This is a genomic window from Marinifilum sp. JC120, from assembly GCA_004923195.1.
Taxonomy (GTDB): Bacteria; Desulfobacterota; Desulfovibrionia; order Desulfovibrionales; family Desulfovibrionaceae; genus Maridesulfovibrio.
The window spans coordinates 61825-83570 of record RDSB01000020.1 but is presented as its reverse complement, the minus strand read 5'-3'; the positions used below and the strand labels follow the sequence as shown (position 1 = coordinate 83570).

Sequence of the window (21746 nt, the reverse complement as noted above, 5' to 3'; positions counted from 1 at the left end):
GATATGCTGAAAGTTGATATTAGAAACGTAAATGACATCTGCGTGATTAAGCCCGGTACCCATCGCCTTGATGCCAGCACTGCTGTTGATTTTAAAAACACTCTGCTCAAGCTAATTGAAGATGGTAATCTGCGCTTATTGCTTAATTTGGAAAATGTGGATTTCATCGACAGTTCCGGGCTTGGAGCAATCATCTCCGCAATGCGGCAGGTCGGTGTAAAAGGGGACATCAAGTTATGTGACGTAAAGGAGCAAGTAGAAGAACTGTTGCGGCTCACAAGACTGGATAAAGTTCTTCAAAGCTTCCCCTGCGAGAAGGACGCACTGGAAGGGTACTAATCGACCATGAAAGATTTCTACTTCTCGGAATATGAACACAGGAAACCGTACCGCCCGGTGCCGTTTTCGGCGGGACGGGAGTTCCTGTACCAGTATTTGGCGACCATCAACATTGCCATGGGCGTCTGGTATTTTCACTGGCGCTGGTTCTATTCCCTGAACACGGAAGCTCTTTGGTTTTCAATTCCGCTGGCCTTGGCTGAGACTCTGGCTTTCCTAAGCACGGCTCTGTTTATCGTAAACCTCTGGGCGCACAAGGATGAACCTATCAAACCGATCCCGGCCATGATCAGCGAGATTATGGCCGAGAATGAAAGACCGCCTGAAGATCGGCCCATAAGCATTGATATCTTCCTGCCCACCTACACGGAAGACCCCGAATTGGTGCGCTACTCCATCCGCGACTCCAAGAAGGTCAGCTACCCCCACCCGGCGGATATCAAAATTCACGTGCTGGATGACGGCAAACGCGAGGAAATGCGCGCAGTGGCAATAGAAGAGGGTGTCAATTATATTACCCGCACGGATAACCGGGGCTTTAAGGCCGGGAACCTGCGTAACGCCATGGAGATGACCCATGGAGACATTATCGTAATTCTTGATGCCGATACTCGTCCTTTCCCGCAATTTCTTGAACGGACCATGGGATATTTCCGCGACCCGGACGTGGCATGGGTCCAGACCCCGCAATGGTTTTACGACATTCCCGAAGGTGAAGGTCTGGAATCTTTTCTTAAGCGTAAGCTTGGTTCAAGGGTTGGCAAGTTTGGTGCTTTTATTGAACGGATGATCGGCAAAATTCATGTGGGTAAAGACATTTTCGGCAGTGATCCAAGAATGTTTTATGACTGCATCCAGAGGCGGCGTATGAATTACAATGCTTCATTTTGCTGCGGAGCAGGGTCATTACATCGACGCGAAGCTGTTTTACGCGCGGCTCTGCTGCGTTATATGGACGAAGTGGAAAATCACGCCAACGAGGCCAGCAAAGATATGGCTGACCCGGAACTTGCCGAAGCAGTCCGGCTGGGTGCAGCGCGCGGCTTCATGAGCGATACCGAGGTTACGCCCTACAAATATCACGTCTCAGAAGACATCTACACCTCCATGCTGCTGCATGCGGACCGTAGTCGGGACTGGAAATCCATCCACCATGCGGAAGTGCTTTCCAAAATGCTCTCCCCGCAAGATCTTGAGGCCTACCTGACCCAGAATTTCAAATATGCCGGAGGCACTCTGGATCTGCTGCGCCGGGATAATCCGGCTACTCTGCCAGGGCTGAACACAGGGCAGCGGATGATGTATTTTGCTTCCACTTTTTCATATTTTGCTGCTTTCTGGATGATGGTTTTCCTGATCACTCCGCCTATTTTTTACTTTACCGGTTTGGTTCCGGTTAAAGGATTTGATCTTGATTTCTTCATTCATATTCTAAGCTTCCAGTTGATCAGCCAGATCACTTTTATGCTCGGAACTTGGGGAGTGAACACGTTGCGTAACGTGCAATATTACGTGGCCTTCTTCCCCCTGAACATCAAGGCTATCTGGACGGTATTGATAGGCAAGACCATCAAATTCAAGGTCACACCTAAAACAGGATCAAGTGAAGCGCGGCTTGATCTGGTCAGGCCGCAACTATTTGTAATCGCGCTGAACGTGGCCGGGATCATCTGGTATCTGGGCCGTATGGCCCTAGGTTATGAATATGATCTGCTGGGTTTTATCATCGCAACATTCTGGTCGATGCTGAACATGTCATCACTGATGGTAATTGTTCGGGCCGCTACATGGAAAACAGACGAGAGTAGGCTGTTATGAATAACAAAGTACAATCTCAGACCCTACATGGCGAAGCCTTACTAAAATTTTTTGGGATTTTTAAACCCTTTTTACAAAAAGGGTTTAAGGCCCCCGGCAGGGCTGCCAGAGGCATAATATGACCCTGAAAATACAAATTATGGAAATGCGCAGTCAGATCGCGGTAATTCTGGGCTTGATCAGCACCGGATTCATTATATTTTTCCTGACGGACCTAAGTCACATTCAGGAAAGACGTACCCTAGCAGGGACGGACGAAAACGGACGGGCCGTGCTCGCCGTGGAATTCACCGAAGATATTCCCCGTCCGCCCCTGCGCAATCTTTCTTCTGAAGAAATGACCATGGCTCGCACAGCTTGGAAATATTTCGAGACCAACTATAACGCTGATACCGGGCTGGCTGATTCTGTTGCCGGATTCCATTTCACAACTCTCTGGGATACCGCATCCTATCTGCTGGGATTGATCTCGGCCCACCGGCTGGAAATTATTGAAGACGCAGAATTCCATACCCGCATGGAAAAGGCCCTGGACGCCCTTGAGCGCATTCCGCTTTATAACGGAGAGTTGCCCAACAAAGCATACGATACCAAGTCGCTTTCCATGACCGACTACCAGAACAAACCTTCCGAAACCGGGACCGGCTGGAGTGCCATTGATATCGGTCGGTTGTTTGTTCCTTTGAATGTCATTCTTTACGAGTACAGCGAATATACCCCACGAGTGCGCAAAATAATCTCGCGTTGGGATTACACCCGCATGTTCAAAGACGGAGTGCTTTACGGAGTGACCTACAAAAACGGAGCTGAAGAGCTGAATCAGGAAGGGCGTCTTGGTTACGAGGAATACGTATCCAAATCTTTTGCCTTGCTCGGTTTCGACATCAGCGCGGCCTACAATTACCTCGACTATACCGGGCTGGTGGAGATCGAAGGTGTGGAAGTTCCGGTGGATGTGCGGACCTCGGCTATTTTCGGGGCGCATACCTACGCGCTCAGTGAACCGTATATTTTGGACGGCATTGAATTCGGCTTTGATCATTACTCAAGGGAATTTGCCTACCGCATCTATCTTGCACAGGAAAAACGGTACGAGAATGAAGGCATCCTCACTGCGGTGACTGAAACCGCGCTCAGTGAAGATCCGTACTTTGTTTACAACACGGTTTACGGCGAAGGTAAAAAGTGGGCCTGCATCACCTCCGAAGGCATGCAGTCCCCGGATTGGCGGACCCTTTCCACCAAAGGCGCGCTGGGGTGGCATTCTTTATACGAAACAGACTACACCGCAAAACTGGTTGATAAAATTTCAGTTTTAACAACAGAGGAAAATGGCTTTTACGCCGGAATCTATGAAGATGACGGGCGGGTGAACGCGGTCAATACCTGCAACACCAATGGGATTATTCTGGAAACCCTTTATTACAAAAAATTCGGCCCCTTTCTGCGCATTCAGGGCAAAGGAGGGCTTTAGGCGAAAATGAGAATTGGTAGGTTGTGTACAGGGCTAATTTTACTGGTGCTTTTTTTTTGCACCCCCTGCCACGCATCCGACCTTTACATGCAGGATATCCCTGAACCGGGCTTGAAAAGACTGTACGGAGCAGATGAAAAAGGCTGGAGTTTCTGGGACATGCTGGAACGTTCTTTTAAAATCGATACGGAAAAATTTAATGGCAAAAGCTCGTTCGGTGAGGTGCTGGCCCGGGAGATGTCCATCAACGTGGGCTACACCACGGCAGTGACAAGTATAAAGCAGTCCAACAAGGACGGCAATTCTCCCAAAGAAATTGTCAAACAGTCCTTTACCCAGACCATCGGGTTCAACGGACTCTCGCCTTACTACGGTAGGCTGACTTTTTACCAGTACGCGGACTCCAATTACCAGCAGGGGTACGAACCGGATTTCAGCTACAGCTTCGGGGTTGCAAATTACGCTCCGGATACTTTGTCCATTGAATATTCTAATTACGGCGGAAACAGACTTTCGCCCAAATCCGGGGAGGATTTCACCGACCTCAATCAGGGAACCATCACCACTACTTACAGGTTTGAGGTTCCTGAAAAGATCGTGCGTTTGCTGCATCCGGATGATGAGGCCCGAATTTTAGGTTGGACCTCTTACAACCTGACTCCGGAATATCAGCAGGGTAAGTGGTGGAAACAATGGTTTGGGATTGGCTTTTCAATACCAATCTGGGGAAATGTCAGTGCATGGGCGCAGGGCAACCTGTACCCGGATTCGTCCCAGACCACAGCCGGGGACCCGGATTTTACCTACGGTTTCGGATATTACGACTGGTCTCCGGGCGGGTTTATACTAGCCTATTCAAGTTATGCCCCCAACGGTTTTCCTTGGGGCAACAATGCTAAGGACGGTGACTTAATGGATGGCTCGATTTTCTTCGGTTATAATTTTGACCTTCAAGCCATCTGGGAATTTTTCACTGGGCGGGACAGTGGACGCAAAAGAGACAAACCGAGCAAAACAAGGCCCCCATGGGGACCAAGATATATGGAATGGTGAATTTTTGATGATGAACAAAAGAAATTATACGCAGACACCACCCTTAGGGATTGCAAAGGGGATTATCCCCTTTGCCCGCCGGAGGCGAAATGCGATCATCAAAAAAGCGCGTAGCGCATCAAAACTTGCTTTTATGGTCTTGTTGCTGTTCGTTTGTGGCTGTAAAAATTACATGCACAGCAGCAAAAGTGATGCATTCGCTTACCGTACTGCAACTGCTGAAATCAAACCGCGCCGAGCTGTCTCTGCCAATTCTTTCTGGTCCAAAAATGAACCGGCACAACTGACGGAAAAACAGCACGAAATGGCCAGCTACGCATGGGCTTACTTCACCCGCACGGTTTTCCCGGAAACAGGACTTCCGCAGGGTGCGGTGGGCAGTGACACCCTGACTATGGATAATATAGCCGGATATCTCGCTGCACTGACTTGCGCTAAGCGGATCGGCGTGCTGGCGGATATTGAATTTCACGAACGCATGACCAAGCTGGTTACATGGCTTAACAAGATGCAACTCAACTCACTCGGGTTGCCGAACACCTTCTATAGCGGACGTACCGGGCAATCCCTGAACGGAGTCAGCCAGCCCGGAGAGGACGGACATTCAGCCCTCGATATCGGACGTTTGTTGATCTTGCTGCGTATTGTGCGCAATGAATTTCCCACCCACGCTGCCGCCATTGACCGCGCGGTGCTGCGTTGGAATTTCCGAAAACTAATTGATGCCGATGGATTGCTTTACGGTTCCTATTATCGGGACGGGGGGCTTCATTCATACCGTGAAGGCCGTTTCGGAGAGCTGCAATACGCAGCCAAGGGTTTTGCTCTCTGGGGTTTTAAAATTGATGCCTCGATACAGTCGGGCAAGACTTCTTTAATTACCGTCAACAACATCCTGCTGCCCTTTGATAACCGCTACTCCCATATTTCACCCATCCCGCGCCCGCAGGGTGAGCCGCGTCAGACCGGAGCAGTGACCACAACTGCGCCGTTGCTGGACGGCATGGAGTTCGATTGGTTGATTCCCATGAAAGGTACCGACTATGAAACTTGGGAAGTTGATCAAAAGTCGTTGCAACTGGCCCAGGCACTCTACGCTGTTCAGAAATCGCGTTACAAGGTTGAAGGGATGCTCACAGCACGATCAGCTCACAATCTTGATCGTCCACCATATTTTGTGATCGATTCGGTTTTCGCTCTGGGAGATCCATTCGCCACCATGGATAAGTCCGGCAATCCCCAGCCGGGGCAGGCTTGCATATCAACCAGTGCATCTTTCCAGCTCTGGTCCATGTTTGAAGGGCCGTACACCGACCTGCTTATGGATTCCGTAAATTCGCTCTTTGACCAGTATGGAGGCTGGTATGCCGGATCATACGAAGACGGTGGCGCAACCAATAAGGCCATTTCCCTGAACGACAATGCCGTTATTCTTGAATCGCTGGCCTTTATTCTTAACGGACCGCTTTTCAAGCCTGCCTCCCAGCCCGGATACTGGGAGCTAACCCTTGAAGCGGAATCATTCGAAGCACAAGGCCTGCCTCCGGCAAAATTCCAGCAGCAATTCCAGCCCATGCTGGACACCAGAAAAGCGGAGCCGCGCCCATGATTTTACGGGGAATAAAATATATATTTACCCTGAGCATGCTGATTGCGCTGCTCGGTTCCGCCGCTACATGTATGGCGGAGATCAAGCCTGCCGCGCGCCAGATTCCACGCCAAGGACCGCTTACTGAACGTGAAATGGAATGGGCCAAGACCGCATGGAGTTACTTTCAGAACAATGTAAATCCTGAAACCGGATTGGCCGGGGCACAGCCCAATTATTCCCCTTTTACCATGTGGGACCTTTCCGCACACATGGGGGCTATCCTTTCAGCCAATGAACTGGGACTAATTGATGACAAAGAATTTGATTCGCGCATGCGCAAGATCATCTCATGGCTTAATGTCATGGAACTTTTCCGGGGCGACCTGCCCAATCAGTTTTATAGTGCGGACAACGGAGCCATGGTTGATTGGTCAAATCAACCCGGCGCGCTCGGCTGGTCCGCTCTTGATCTTGGCAGGCTGCTCATATGGTTACGTATCATCAAAGAACGTCACCCCGAATATGCGGAACAGATTGACCGCGCGGTAATGCGCTGGAATTGGACCAAGCTCATGGACCGCAACGGAACCATGTTCGGAGCCAGTTACTACCAGCGCGATGAGAACAACCTTATCCATTACGCTGAAGGACGGCTCGGTTACGAGGAATACGCCGCACGCGGATTCGGGCTTTGGGGAGCGGACACTACCGCCGCCTCCAAGATCCATCCTTATTCTACTGTCACCATTTACGGTGTGCCCATTCCCTTTGATGCCCGTGATCCTGAAAACGAGCATGCTCCGAATTTTGTGGTTACTGAAAATTTCGTACTCGACGGCATTGAACACAATTGGGACTTGCCTGAAAATCATAACACCAACGTGCATAAGCATACCGATCCCATGCAGGCCAAGTTTGCATGGGCGGTCTACAAAGCGCAGGAAGGGCGGTTCCTTAATACCGGAATCCTCACTGCCAAGACCGAGGATGCCGTGGATCAGGCCCCGTATTTTGTCTACGACACCATCCTCGGGCACGGTATTCCCTATGCGACCATGAGCCACGAAGGTAAGGCCATGCCTGAGCTTGCTTGCCTGAACACCAAGGCAGCCCTCGGGCTGTGGGTGCTTTTCAAGTCTGATTACACTGATCTTTTAGCCGAGGTAGCCTCAACCATGTTCGAGCCGGGCAAAGGATTTTACGTGGGCCGGTACGAAAAGACCGGCAAGATTAACCGGGCCATCACCATGAATGGGAACGGGGTAATCATGGAAATACTGCTCTACAAGGCGCAGGGCAAACTGCTTAAGTACAGTAACAAAAAAAGTTATTGGAACAAGTTTTTTGAAAACAACTCGCTGCCTTCCAAGGCCTTACCGCCATGGAAGTATCAGCCGTATATTACGATACATAAGTATGATCCATAGGATGCCTCCGGCGGCCCTCCGGGGGCCAAAGAAACTTTTTGGAAAAAGTTTCTCTGGACTCTTCAAAAACTTTTATTAGGGCTTCGCCGTGTTGAATGGAGATTAGATGCTAAAACGGACGATTGTCATATTCTCGCTATGCCTGCTTATGCTGCTGGCAGGGTGCGGTGCTGTTTACGAGACAGTCAAATGCGGTTTCGACTTTGGCGATGACCGTGGAGATATTGTGCTTACAGACTGCCATCGTTTGTCTGATCGCGGACAATTGTTTGCGGAGGTGGCATGGACATATTTTGAGAAAAATTACAATCCGCAGACCGGGCTGGTTAATGCGGCGGAAAACTATCCCTATACGTCCATTGGAGAAATTGCAGCTTATCTTTCGGCATTGATTTCTGCTCACGAGATGGATCTTTTAGATGAAAGGCGGTTCTGTCAGCGGGTGGGTAAACTGGTGGAATGGCTCAATGCCATGGAACTTTACGCCGGGGAGTTGCCCAATCTTATTTATAATTCACACACCGGGCGCATGGTCGGGTTTGATATGAAACCGGGCAAGGCCGGATTTTCCTCCATGGATATCGGGCGGCTTCTGATCTGGCTGCGGGTGTTGAAAACAAAATACCCCCTCTTTGCCGAAGGTGTAGACCGCGCTGTGTTGCGCTGGAATTTTTGCATGGTCATCGACAAAGACGGTACGTTGCGCAGTGGGCGGTTCGTGAACGGTAAGACTGAATTCATCCACGAAGGACGGTTGGGCTGGGAAGGTTACGCCGCACGCGGTTATGAAATGTGGGGTATTGATGTGAAATCCTCTGTGCCTTCTCCGCTTCGCTATATTGAAATATATGGCAGGAAAATTCCTTATGACCCTCGCGATTCCATTACTACCGGGGTTCCGGTCTATCTTACTTCGACTCCGTTTCTGCTTGAAGGAATGGAATTCGGATATTCGGATGTGGGCGTGCCGGAAGAACATCATAGCGGGGACGACGCTCTTGAACGTTGCAATCTGGCCCGTGGAATTTATGAGATTCAGGAAGAGCGTTACCGTCGTGAGGGGATCATGACTGCCCGAAGCGAAAACGGAGTCGATAAACCTCCCTATGCAGTCATCGGTACTATCACTGCCGAGGGTAAGCTCTGGCCGACCATCTCCCGTGGTGGTGAGATGCATTATGATCTGGCAATGTTTTCTACCCGGGCAATTTTCGGCATGTGGTCCATCTGGGATACGGATTACACAAAATTCATTATGGCTGCCGCAGCTTGCTGTTTCTTTGAAGAAGGGCGCGGCTGGTTTGAGGGCCGCTATGAAAAAAACTGGCGGATCAATAAAGTAATGGTGCTGGAAACAAACGCGGTGGTCCTTGAGGCCCTATTGCACCGTCTGGACGGAGCTTTGGTGCGGGTCGCCAAGGAACCGAGTTATATAGATTTTTACCTGCGTAAAGAATTACCCATGAGCGACTATCCCCGCTGCCTGCCGGGCAGGGAAAGGGAGGACATATGATGTTTAAGTCCTTGCGCATAACCATATTCATGCTGCTCATGTTAGCGGCATCTACTGTAAATCCGGCCCACGCAGCCTTTGACGGTCTGGGCCAGCTTGTTTCAAGCCCGACTTTTGCTGAAGCTGTAGGTCTCTATAAAAACGGCAAATATGATCCGTCAGCCTTGCTGCTGGATGATCTGGCCCGCAACCTGCGCGGTATTTCTCCCGAAGTGAGCGGTCTGGTCTTTGTTATGGCTTCCCGCGCAGCGGAAAACGCCGGAAATGCACGGGCTTATGAATCTTGGGGCATGGCAACAGCACGTTTTGCCCGGGCAGGCATGAGCTGGCAACAGGTGCGCTCAACCCTTGACCAACAGCTTGAAATGGCAAGGCTGGGGGCTTCCGGCCCTGCGGCAGTGGGCGCAGGGCAGTCGCCGGGATTTGCCGGACCAGCAGTGAACCTGCCTCCGGAAGCAGGGCGGCTTTCCACGACTTGGAAACTTTTCGGACTTAAACATTACAAGCGTCCCGCTCCGGGCCTACGCCGCGAAATGACCGCCGACCAGATCTGGAATGAAATGGATGGCGGTGCAGAAGCTCCGGTTACGGTCATTCCATATTCTGAAGGCGTCTGGGGGCAGCCGCAATCTTCCGGCAAACTCAATGAACAGAATATCGGGCAGAGTCCGGTGGCACGCCCCATTCCGAGTCAAAATCCCTCTGTTCCATCTCATGTAAAAGATGTTCCCCACGATCACAGCAGCGCGGCAGCGGCAGCTTCCTACGCGGCTTCGACACAAAAGAAAAAGACCGCAGTAAGCGAGCAATACATGCGGTCTGCGCGTATCGCGTGGAAGTATTTTCAGCGTAATTACCAACCCGCCACCGGATTGTACAACGGTCTTGATCTGTACCCGATGACCACGGTCTGGGAAATTGGAACTTCTCTTGCGGCCCTCAATGCGGCCCATCGTCTTGAAATCATCACTGATGCTGAGTTTCGGCAACGGGCCGGACTTATGCTTCAAACTTTATCCTCTATGGATTTCTACAATAACGAGCTACCCAACAAACTCTATTTTGCGGATTCGGCACGTATGGTCGGAGAAGACCAGAAGCCCTCATCAACGGGAATCGGCTGGAACGGGCCGGATATAGCCCGCTTGCTACTCTGGCTAAAAAAGACGGCTGACGAACACCCCGAATTCAAATCCACCTGCGACAAAATCTTCCAACGCTTGCGTACGGAGCGGCTGGTCAAGGACGGAATAATTAATAGCTTGTCTGTATACTTAAACAAGGAACAGCTTCAACCTGAAACAGGATTCGGTCTGCCGTCATACGCTGCCGAGGCTTTAAAACTCTGGAATCTGGATGCGTGGAAGGTGCGTGATTACCGCCCGCAGCTCGGTTTTAAGAAAATATACGGGATCAAGGTTCCGTTTAATAAATCTGGTCCGGCCATATCATCCACCCCGTTTACACTCATGCTCATGGAACTGGGCAGGACTGATTCCGAGCAGGACCGCATGATCCGCTCCATCTACGAAGTTCAGGCTGCACGATACAAAAATAAAGGGAAGCTCACCGCAGCTGATACAGGACGCATTGATCGAAGTCCGTGGGTGGCACAAAGCGTGATAATCACTTCCGGAGGAAAAAACGAGTGGCAGTGCATCAGCCCATATTCAGACAAACCGCTACCGCTGTTTTGGTCTTCCACAGCAACAGGGTTCTGCTGGGACGCTCTGTTTAATACAGCCTACACCCGTAAACTCGTGCAGGAGCTTTCAACCCTGCAAGTCCCGGAAAAAGGATTCATGACCGGGAAATACGATAACGGAGAAATCAATAAAGCCGTAACCCTTGAAACAAACGGCTTGATACTTGAAGCCGCCATGTACAGGAGGAATCAATGAAATTTCACCAGCTACAGGTTCTAGCGTTTATTCTCATACTGCTCACAGGCTGCGCTAAATCTCCCACTCAGGAAAATCCGGTCACGCTGACCGTTTACGGGGATGTGAACCGTGTTTTTGACCGAAGCTTTAATAAAACCAGCACAGAAATCGGCTCCATCAATGATTTCATGGAAACCCACCCGGAAATCAAGGTTAAAGTTATCCCGGAATACAGCGAATGGACCATCCACGAAGAAGCCTTGCGTATGCTGCGTGATCCCAAAGCCGAACAGCCGGACATCATTGAAATGCCTGGAAGCTGGGCGGCCTCTTTCGCGCAGGAAGGGTTACTTTTGCCTATCGGTAAATGGTATGACTCACTTCCTCGCCGGGAAAAAATGGATTTCCTGCAACCAGCTGTAATTGGCTATAAATACGGGAATGAATTATACGGTTTGCCTGCGCTCATCGGGGTACAATACCTCTACGGACGCAAGGATCTGCTCCCGGAATCCGGTTTGCCCCAAACTCTTGAAGAGCTGGTGGCCGCTACCCGCTACATAAAAAAGAAACATAATACTCAGGGGCTGATCTTCCCTTCCAAGGGGATTAATCTTTATAAGTTTTATTACACCTTGCTTCAGATAGTGCTGGACGGTCAGGAAGATGAAGATCGCCTTGCCGCTCACATTGCCACCTACAAAACATTCTCCATTCTGGTAAAAGAGAATCAGCCTGATTACGACAAATTCGACCATGTTGTGGCTGAGGGAGAATTCCGCTCCGGGCGTGCGGGCATGTCTATTAACGGCAATTACGTCTGGTACTTGCTCAGTCTTTCCAAGGGAGTAGGCTTCCCGGTACACCCGGAACATGTGACTGTCGGTTTTCTACCCATGCTGGGACATGAAACACACCGCGTCAACCACATCTGGACCCGCGGCTATGCAATCAACAAACGCACTAAACATCCACAACAGGCCCTTGAACTACTCCATCACCTGACCTCGGAAAGGGCCGATTTTATGCGCCTCAAAAACAAATACATCCTGCCTGCCCGCAAATCCGCCGAGCAATACGGCGAGAATCTGCCCGGTATGTCCCCGGAACCGGCCCGGGCACTCTACGCCCGCAGCAAGGAAGATCCAGGAGGGCTGGAACTGAACGAATCCCCGGAGAATTGGTACGCAACAGCGAGCAAAATGCTCGAGCTGCTCAAAGAAGCACTAAAAACAGACATGGAAACGCTTAAGTTTGCCCGTAAGATACTGGATATAGAGAATGGAATAATGCAATGACAAAACTTGAAATTAAAACAGACTACACTTTATGGGCAATCCTGCTGCTGGCTACGGTCTTGCGTGTTTACGGCATTGCTGACGAAAGTTTGTGGATCGACGAAGGGCAAACCGTTGCCTATGCTACAAAAAGTTTCGCTGAAATCATAAAATACTGTGCCCGCGATGTGCACCCGCCTTTGTATCTTTTCATCATGCATATCTGGACTGAAATTTTCGGTATCTCAGAAACAGCCTTACGCATGATCTCGGCCATTTTCGGTGTGCTGGCGGTCTATCTGACCTATAAGGTCGGTAACAGATTGATGAACCGCAATGGTGCTCTGCTTGGTGCGTTATTTCTGGCGGTTTCCTATATGGGTATCAATTTTTCGCAGGAAGCACGCAGCTACACAATGCTGCTCTGCGCTATCCTCATGTCATGTCACGGTCTGCTTAAGTTTATAGAAAAGCAGGATAAATACAATTTTATATACTACGCCGCAGCTGTCTCTCTCATGCTCTACACCCATACCTTCACCGTGTTCATCATTCTCTTCCATCAAATTTATTATGTTGTGGACTGGGCAGGCAGGCCCGGTGAACGGTTTAAGCGATTCGTAAATTGGGTGGGCGTGAATGTCGGGGCACTGGTCCTGTTCGGGCCATGGATGTATTTTCTGGTCCGGCAGGTTCTGGCCAAATTGGGCGGGGAGGGCCCCGGTTCATGGGTCATGGTCCCGGACCATATTACCGCATGGCGCACTTTCATACAGCTTGCAGGCGGAGTACTGCCTCTGGCAGTTGCGGGACTTGTTCTGCTTGGATTTGCAGCAATTAAATTGATCCCGCCTCTGCGCACACGGTTCAGTACACCGCTCGAAATACCGGCAGAAACACGAAGCGCACTTTTTTTGGCCCTTTGGTTTCTAGGCGCAGTGTTTACGCCTTTTGCTATTTCGTTAGTTCTTTCACCCATCTATGTGGAACGCTACGCCATCCAGTTTCTGCCCGGATTCTGCATGTTTCTGGGGATGATCATGTCCGGATTCGCGCCGATATTTCTGCGCTCGGCTGTGGTGGGCATGTTTCTGGCTGCCACAGCTCACGGACTTTGGCTCTACTATACAACTTATGATAAAGAGCAATGGCGCGAGGTGACCAAGTTCATTGAAGAAAATATCAAACCCGGCGAAGCTGTAGTGCTTAGTGCTCCATGGATATACGAACCGTTTACCTACTACTTTGTTGATGATGGTGACCCTAGGATCATTCAGGCATTCAGCCATGTGGACCTGCGCGGTGAGACTGACAAATACGATACCATCTGGCTGGTTCAAGCCCATGAATTCTTCTCCGATCCCGGCGGGGAAGTTCCGGCCCTGCTTTCGGAAAACAGGCTTATTAAGCAGCACAAAGACTTTAAGGAAGGGGTTAAGACCAATCCCATTTTGGTCCATTTTCAATCCATCCGGGCTACTAAGTATGATGCTGGACGCATGCAGGATTATTTACGCAAAGGCGATGAGGGCATAGCAAATGGAGGAGTTAAGGCAAGTCTTGTTTCCGGTCTGGCGGATAATTTGATTATTGAAAACAAAGACATCCAACGGACAGGTCCGCATTCGTTTAAAACCGGACCAGCCTCAAGGTTGCGCTACAGGTTCGCGCAAAAGACACGTGCCGGAGAAGGCGCAATTTCTTTTCGGATTTTTCCGCAATGGAAGGACGAAAAAGTCAAGCGCATGCTTTTCATGGGCAAAGGTCCGAAATGGGATCAGGGATCGGTTTTTCTGGAGCAGACCTCTGATGACCGCTTACAGGCCATTTTCTTTAAAGACGGTTACAGCGGCATGGTTCAGGGACCACCAATTGAATTATCAAAGCAGTGGCATACGCTGACTCTGGTATGGGAACGCAAGAAAGCTGTTCTCTATGTGGATGGAAAACAGTACGCTATTACCGGATTGCCGAAACCTTTTCAGCCGGACTTTAAGACCTTGCACCTTGGCGCGGATCATCAGAATAAATTCCCGGCTCCGGGAGAATATGATGACCTGATGATTTTTCAGATGCCTATAAATGAACCCCAATCATCTGAACTGCATGAAAACGGACTGGCTTCGCCGACTTACTGGTACGATCTTGATCAGTCGGGAAGACGGACATCAGCAATGAAAGGGGAAGGTTTCGTATCCGGTCGCGAGCAATTCTTTACTGCTGTTGCACCGAAGGATGAATCATCCGGCCCGGTCTCCGGTGAAGTCTCCTTCACTTTCACCCCGGACTGGTCTGCCGGAGACGGCCAGCAACGGATGTTGCTGTCTTTCAATGGGCAGGACTGGAATAGAGGCTCCATGTATCTTGAAAAGACCCCGCAAGACTTTCTTCAACTTATTCGCTGGGAAAAAGGCAAACCTTCCTGCGTAGTCGGACAGGAAATCAAGGATTGGAAGAAGGGAACAATACATGAAATAAACGTTTCATGGAACGCCGGGGGGATTAAATTGAGCATTGACGGTAAAGATCATAGTGGCAAATGCGCCCCGGTTGCCCTTTCCACTTTCAAATCACTGAGCATCGGCAATGATCTAGGTGGCAATCTTCCTGCTGAGGGAAAATATTCATCTTTGGTGTGGGGTGAAGTTCCATAGTTTCCAGGATAACAATCTAAGTCTTGCTCTGTTTTTAATGTGGATTACGTTGCCTTCGTTGCTCACTCCAATTCTTCATGTATGCTTGTTTCTGCACTCATGGTGCATACTTTTCTCTTTACGTATGGTTTTTTTGGGTGGAAAGGTGAGTAGGGGAGGGCTTCAATAATTTGTAAGATTCTCAAGTGGCTCTGTACACCCTGCAAAAGCTGCTAACCCACAAGACGCCAAATGGTTCAAAAAAAACTTATACCTGCTGATACAGGTCTTCATTTATCCGCTCTTCTCTGATCAAAGCCAAACCAACTTCAACGCATTCAGTATCAAGCTTAATACCTTTCCCTTGTTCCAACAAATGAATAACTTTCTCTTTAGCCAGACTTCTTCGGTATGGCCTATCCGTAAGTACGGCATCAATAAAATCAGATACAGCAAGAACTTTGGACTCAAGAAGGATTTCATCATCTTTAAGGCCATAAGGGTAGCCAGAACCGTCAATACGTTCGTGATGCTCACGAATAATTCGTTGAATGGGCCAGTGAGTGACTAGCGTCTCAAAAATCTCTGCACCAACCATCGGATGAGTCTTAATTATGGAAAACTCCGCCTCACTTAATGACCCTGGTTTATTCAATATCCCAGACGGCACAGCTATTTTACCGATATCATGAACAAGGGCAGCCAGACGCAATCCTTCGATAGTGTCTGGATCCATTCCTATCCGTGATGCGATCATTGCCGAAATATTTGCAGTGCGATCCATATGTCCTGCGGTGTATGGATCACGAAATTCAACTAGGCGGGTAAACGCCATCAGAGTTCCGTGTAACCCTTCTTTCAATTTACGCACGCCTTCAAGGTCCCTCGAATCCTGAACCATCCTGAACTGCTTGATTCCAGAAATTACTGCATCGGCAAGGCTGTCAGCATCACATGGCTTAGTCAGAAATCTGAAGATATCCCCTTTATTCACAGCGTCCATTGCCATTTCAAGATCAGCATAACCGGTAAGAACCATTCTTACTGTATCAGGATATATTTTTCTCACTTTTTCAAGCAACTCGATACCGTTCATACCCGGCATCTTCACATCTGAGACTATCACCGTAAAAAAAAGCCCACTTTCACGCATAACCTTAAGAGCCTCTTCCCCACCCAAGGCGGTATGCACTGAAAATTTGGACTGCAAAACTCTTGTATAGCTTTTTAAAACGTTCGGCTCATCATCAACAAATAAAACTTTCTCAGATGTATAACTTTCTGACATACCCCCTCCCTAACTAGGAACCAGAACGCTAATTGGCTCCGTTATGCCAACTTTTTCTGCAAACATATAAATTCTATCAATTTTATCTTTGTCCAATTCAAGGCTCTTTCTTAACAATAACGCCCCCTTACTTGAAAGAATGTCGTCATAAAGAATCATTCCTGGATATAAATCTGCAATACTCAGGGACTTAACCTCATATCGTGCCTCAACACCCAGCATACCTTCAAGATAATAAAGAAGTTCTGGATCATAGACTTCAACCATCTCTTCAAGTTTGGCAAAACCATGGCTGGGGTTATCATCAAGGTTAAGATAGAGGTCGTAATCAAGAGCTATGCGCAGAATCCTACCTCCAAGAGGTATATCCTCTCCCTCAACCCCGTCTCTAGGTGTTCCAGAACCATCGAATCCTTTAAGCTGATATGAGATCATCTCAGCAATCGATCCCAAACGCGGCAGCTTGGAAATAAGACTTTTGGCAACAACAGGATGCATTTCGAAAATCTCGCACTGCTCTGGAGTCAACTTTTCACCGCTTACTAGCGTATCTATGGTTCCGGGAGGCAAAATCAAAGTTCCGAGCTGAGAAAGCATGGTTGCCATGTCATAACGCCAAAGATCCTTCACGCCTTTTTTATTTGCCAGATACCGGACGTAACGGCGCACCCTGTTGATTCTGGCACCTGCTTCCGGGTTAACAAGCGAAGTAATCTCAGTGAGTAGCTCGACACTTCCTTTCAGAGTTTTTTCCAGTAGAACCCGTTTTCCGGTTACTAATTCATACTGGTTAACTGCCTCCTTAAGGTTTTCCTGCAACACGTTATTTTCGCAAGGTTTAGTAAGAAACCTGAAAACATGACCGTCATTAACAGCTCCAATAGCGTTCTCAAGATCAGCGTATCCAGTAAGAATCATTCTTGTTGTCTCAGGACAACGCAACTTGACTTCTTTTAAAAACTCAATCCCATTCATCTGCGGCATTCTGTAATCTGAAACAACCACCGCATAAGCTTTGCGGGGATTCATTTCAATCAGAGCCTTCTCCGGATCTGTCTCAGTGTGAACCTCATAATAATTTCTCAGTTGTCTTTTCAACGAAGAAAGAACATTAGGCTCATCATCAACAAGAAGAATTTTAAGTTTCATAGCGCGCCCTTACTTTCTCAGCTGATCAATTATTTCTGAATCAAGGACATTGAAATCCACAACTCCTTCCCAGTTCTTTGCAATATGATCTACCCATTCCTTAAGTTTTTCTGAACCTCCACCATTAAGAATATTTGGATTCACAACTCCTCGAATATATTCTTTGTTTATAATAATACACTGGTGGTCAATAGTATCTGCTATGGACACCAGCATAGGAGTACTCAAGTCGCAGGCTTCATATGAATGATGATAACCTATTCCATACACAATTTCTCCCGACATCCCCCATAGGCCCATAAGATATGCCCCAACCTCTGCATGGGTTGTCCCAAACACTTGCTTTTCACACTTACCAACAGCCTCACCGTCGCTCGCTACTAAATCAATAACCCTCTGATATTTATTAGGGAAGCTGTTGGCTAGCACCAACTTTCCCACATCGTGTAAGAGACCTGCCATCCTAAGATTAACAATTTTACTACGTTCAAGGTTTTCATATTCCGCGATTATACGAGCGATGTTGGAAACTCTAAAACTGTGCTCCCAAAGCATTGTCAGTGACAATCTCGGAAGTGTCTTTTCATCATACATGGAGAAGAGGTGTGTCCCCAAGACTAACGCTTTAATTGTATCTAAGCCGAGCATGGTAATTGCCTGAAAAATAGAACTAACCTGCGAAGGCAACCCGAAATATGGAGAATTTATCAACTTCAAAATCTTAGCCACAAGACCTACATCCAGTGAAATCAGTTCGGCTACTTTGTTTATTGATGGTTCTGTAGATTTAAGTTCTTCCTCAATTGACTTAAAAACATGAGGGATTACCGGCAGTGCATCTATCTCAGACACAAGTTTTTGCATTTTCACATCATTTAGAACTTCACGTGATTTAATGGCACCTTCAATTTTGGCTACAAGGTCATTTGCATCACATGGCTTTGATATATATTGGTGGACAGCACGGATACTGCGAATCACTTCATTAAGACCGACCTGTCCCGATAATGCAATGCGAATTGTATTCGGGTATCCATCCTTAATTTTTTGTAAAAGTTCAGCTCCATCCATCTCTGGCATACGGATGTCTGAAACAACTACATCAAAAGGATTTTCAGCAAATAGTTCCAAGGATTCTTTTCCTGATTTGGCAAAAGCCATATCCCATTCACTGTGCTTTGAACGAAGCATTCTTCTGATTGCAGCCAACACATTTGGCTCATCATCAACGAAGAGAACTCTTATTTTATAACTCATTTATCTCCCCGATATTGTACAAAGGTAATTCAATCCTACACATGGTACCATTTCCAACTATGCTTGAAAAATCAATCGTCCCTTTATGCTTTTCAGTAACAATTGAGTAACACAGAGTCAGGCCCTGCCCTGTTCCTTTGCCCACTTCCTTGGTTGTAAAAAAAGGGTCAAAGATTTTCGGTAAAAGTTCTTCCAGAATACCATGCCCAGTATCTTCAATTTCTATAACAACATTTTTATTGTCTAAAAAAGTTTTTATTAAAATAGTTCCAACTTCACTACTTTCCGCATATTTTTCAGCGTTTGCATGGGCTGCATTCACTATAATATTTAAAAACACCTGGCTTATGTCATTTGCAAAGCAAGGAACTGGAGGAAGATTTGAATCCAAGTCAAAAACAACTTTAGAATTATATTTCCATTCATTTCTACACACTGTAACTGTATTCTTAATTATTGAATTGATATCTATATTTTGCAGTAAATTCGCTCCCGGATGTGCAAACCTCTTCATGGCCTTTACTATAGAACTTATTCGTTGCACTCCATCCTGCGACTGTTCAATGGCTTTTGGTATTTCACTCAAGAGATAGTCAAGATCTTCACCCTTAAACTTATCTTCCACTTCAGAACAATACACTTGTTCTAATTTTACACAGGATTCACGAACAAAGGAAATAAAATCTAATGTTGATTCAAAGCTATCATTAAGAAACTTGATATTATCCCCTAAGTACTGAGCAGGGGTATTAATTTCATGAGCAATGCCGGAAGATAAATTTCCTATTGCTTCCATTTTTTGGGCAAGAGACAAGCGTCTTTCAAGGTCTTTTCTCTCTGTAGTATCAAAAACAATCTCAAAGAACTTGTTTTTACCTTTGAGTTTAGTGACTATGACCGTTTTTGAAATAGGCAGTATAGTACCATCAAAGCACGAAGCACGTAATTGCATATCTACAACATCATTATTAACTGCCGGACAAGATAGGAGCGGTTTTCCCTCAACATTTCTCCATTTAAAAACATCACAAGTTCTTCCCAGAACTTCATTTTCAGAAGCTTTAAACATTTCCAGCGCCACTGAATTAATTGATTCAATCACCTTTGTTTTCGGGTCAATTACAATAATTCCAGCCCCTATACCTTCAAGAATCTTATCCTGAATTTCTTTTGCTTCCTGAAGTTCCTTTTCAGCTTTAACCCGATCAGTTATATCCATGATATGGGCCATTATGAAGTCAACACTGCCATCCACATCACGAGAGCAAGTCGTGTATACAGATGCATATATGATGCTTCTATCTTTTCGGACATATCGTTTCTCAATATGGTACTGATCAACAACTCCTGTCATCATATCCTCATAAAACGATAGGTTTGTCTCAACATCATCAGGGTGCGTAAAAACAGTCCAATCGAATTTCACAAGTTCTTCTCTGGCATATCCGAACAAATCGCATAACTGTTGATTGAAATATACCCAACTTCTATCAGGATTTAATACAGCGATACCAACTAATCCCAATTCAAAATACGTTTTAAACTTCCGCTCATTCTCTCTCAGAATCTCTTCATGTCTTTTTCTCTCCGCAATATCCCAAGCAAAATCAGCCAGCAATTCTACAATCCTGACATCTTCCTCTGTATAGGTTGTCATTTTATTCCCGACCCCCAAAACCCCAACAACCCGATTTTCCCTAATTATTGGAGTTGTTAACTCTCTCTGGATTTGAGGATGCCCCTTGGGAAACTTTCTTGTTCTGTGTATTAACTCAAAGTCATTATGAATAACTGTCTGTTTCTGTCTGACACAATCAGCCCATAAGCCAGCTACACTCAACGGGTAATTAGTACTAGGAGCCTTTATCTTGCATGATTCTTTTGTTGTCTTTGACGACCAGCTTCTCAAGTCGACATAACTTTCATCAGCATTCAAAAAGTGAAAAAACCCCAAACTGCTCTCAGTTAATTTCTCAACTTCATTTGCAATTTCAACTAAAAGATCATTCAATGAGTTGGTTGCCGCATAATGCATTAGGTGCAGCCGAGCCTGAAGGACCATCTCCGACCTCTTTTGAGCGGTTATATCTTCAATATAAGCAACAGTATATTCAGGATATCCATGCTCATTATGCTCAACGGAAAAGGATACTTCCAACCATATAATCAACTGTTCTTTTGTTATATGCCGCTTGACAAGTTTTTCCTCTGCTTGCCCCGAAAGCACTCTCTCCTTATAGGTCTGATATTCCTCTCGATCATGAGGATGAGTGATATCCAAAAAGTGCTTTTGAGTTAACTCACCCTCAGAATATCCCATCATTTTCACAAAAACCTTGTTGACTCGCAAAATATTACCCTGCAAGTCCATATGAACTATACCTATTGGAGCATTTTCAAACTCTGCTTGCAGCTTGCTTTGCAACCGATGAATATCGCTTATGTCAACAATGCTGGCAATAGCGCCAGCATACTTACCTCCCTCATCTTTGACAGGAGAACTTGATATCCGGACATACACAGGATTATTATTTTTATGCATGAGGGCAAAATCGTAAATATCTTTAATACCCTTCTTTCTGCGCTTGAGCCTCATTTTACACTGCTCAGTCCTGCTTTCCTCTACAAAACGAAAAAGATGCTTCCCGATCATTTCCGCAGGGACATAACCAAGCATCGAAGCCATTGTATTATTAACAAAGACAGTCACCCCTTTCTCATTAATCATCCACAGCCCTTCTATGAGACTGTCAATCTCAATTTGATGAGGAGGCTCAAACGAACAGCAAAGTGCATTACTAAGATTTAAACTGGGGGACTCAGTCTTATTGAGACTAAGCCTAAGATTTCTTGCCTCTTCAAGAAGCTCTTCTCTTGTCATTTTACTTAAATCTTTCATATTAAATCCGAACAGTTGTTGTGTTATTTACCTAAAATATCGAAGAATTATTTGTTGGATTGTGCGTTCTGGTCGATTCAATGACACCGCCTGCACCAAACCATTAGCTATCCGCAGCAGCTCTTTGTGTTGAGCATCTATTTCC

General features: G+C 47.0%; 13 protein-coding genes. 9 read left to right on the top strand and 4 right to left on the bottom strand.

The genetic code is table 11. The features are described 5' to 3' along the window. The first annotated feature begins 3 nt into the window (after positions 1–3). The 9 genes from D0S45_17110 (at position 4) to D0S45_17070 (ending at position 15029) form a co-directional block, all read left to right on the top strand. A complete protein-coding gene (locus D0S45_17110; GenBank protein ID TIH12870.1) occupies positions 4–339 on the top strand; it encodes an anti-sigma factor antagonist in 336 nt (111 codons plus the stop codon). Positions 340–345: 6 nt separating this feature from the next. After that, on the top strand, positions 346–2157 hold the full coding sequence (locus D0S45_17105; GenBank protein TIH12869.1) for a glycosyltransferase: 1812 nt from the start codon (positions 346–348) through the stop codon (positions 2155–2157). Positions 2158–2275: 118 nt separating this feature from the next. After that, on the top strand, positions 2276–3631 hold the full coding sequence (locus D0S45_17100) for a DUF3131 domain-containing protein (protein TIH12868.1): 1356 nt from the start codon (positions 2276–2278) through the stop codon (positions 3629–3631). A 916-nt stretch (positions 3632–4547) separates the two neighbouring features. Beyond that, positions 4548–6293 carry a DUF3131 domain-containing protein gene (locus D0S45_17095; protein ID TIH12867.1) on the top strand — a complete coding sequence of 582 codons (1746 nt, stop codon included), beginning with the start codon at positions 4548–4550 and terminating at the stop codon, positions 6291–6293. Continuing rightward, on the top strand, positions 6290–7702 hold the full coding sequence (locus D0S45_17090; GenBank protein ID TIH12866.1) for a DUF3131 domain-containing protein: 1413 nt from the start codon (positions 6290–6292) through the stop codon (positions 7700–7702). The genes D0S45_17095 and D0S45_17090 overlap by 4 nt, the downstream gene beginning before the upstream one ends. A 106-nt stretch (positions 7703–7808) precedes the next feature. Further along, entirely contained in the window at positions 7809–9215 is a 1407-nt protein-coding gene (locus tag D0S45_17085) for a DUF3131 domain-containing protein (GenBank protein TIH12865.1), read from the top strand. Next, positions 9212–11116, top strand: a complete 1905-nt coding sequence (locus D0S45_17080) for a DUF3131 domain-containing protein (protein TIH12864.1) — start codon at positions 9212–9214, stop codon at positions 11114–11116. The genes D0S45_17085 and D0S45_17080 overlap by 4 nt, the downstream gene beginning before the upstream one ends. Continuing rightward, entirely contained in the window at positions 11113–12396 is a 1284-nt protein-coding gene (locus tag D0S45_17075; GenBank protein TIH12863.1) for an extracellular solute-binding protein, read from the top strand. Before D0S45_17080 ends, D0S45_17075 begins: the two co-directional genes overlap by 4 nt. Next, positions 12393–15029, top strand: a complete 2637-nt coding sequence (locus D0S45_17070) for a hypothetical protein (protein TIH12862.1) — start codon at positions 12393–12395, stop codon at positions 15027–15029. The genes D0S45_17075 and D0S45_17070 overlap by 4 nt, the downstream gene beginning before the upstream one ends. A 247-nt stretch (positions 15030–15276) precedes the next feature. Here the strand turns inward: D0S45_17070 and D0S45_17065 are convergent, their stop codons facing one another. The 4 genes from D0S45_17065 to D0S45_17050 are packed head-to-tail and all read right to left on the bottom strand — an operon-like array spanning position 15277 to position 21601. Then, positions 15277–16296 carry a response regulator gene (locus tag D0S45_17065; GenBank protein ID TIH12861.1) on the bottom strand — a complete coding sequence of 340 codons (1020 nt, stop codon included), beginning with the start codon at positions 16294–16296 and terminating at the stop codon, positions 15277–15279. A gap of 9 nt (positions 16297–16305) precedes the next feature. Continuing rightward, positions 16306–17445: a response regulator gene (locus D0S45_17060; GenBank protein TIH12860.1), complete on the bottom strand. Its 1140-nt coding sequence runs from the start codon at positions 17443–17445 to the stop codon at positions 16306–16308. A gap of 9 nt (positions 17446–17454) precedes the next feature. Further along, a complete protein-coding gene (locus D0S45_17055) occupies positions 17455–18702 on the bottom strand; it encodes a response regulator (GenBank protein ID TIH12859.1) in 1248 nt (415 codons plus the stop codon). Continuing rightward, positions 18692–21601, bottom strand: a complete 2910-nt coding sequence (locus D0S45_17050; protein TIH12858.1) for a PAS domain S-box protein — start codon at positions 21599–21601, stop codon at positions 18692–18694. The genes D0S45_17055 and D0S45_17050 overlap by 11 nt, the downstream gene beginning before the upstream one ends. Between the last annotated feature and the right edge of the window lie 145 nt (positions 21602–21746).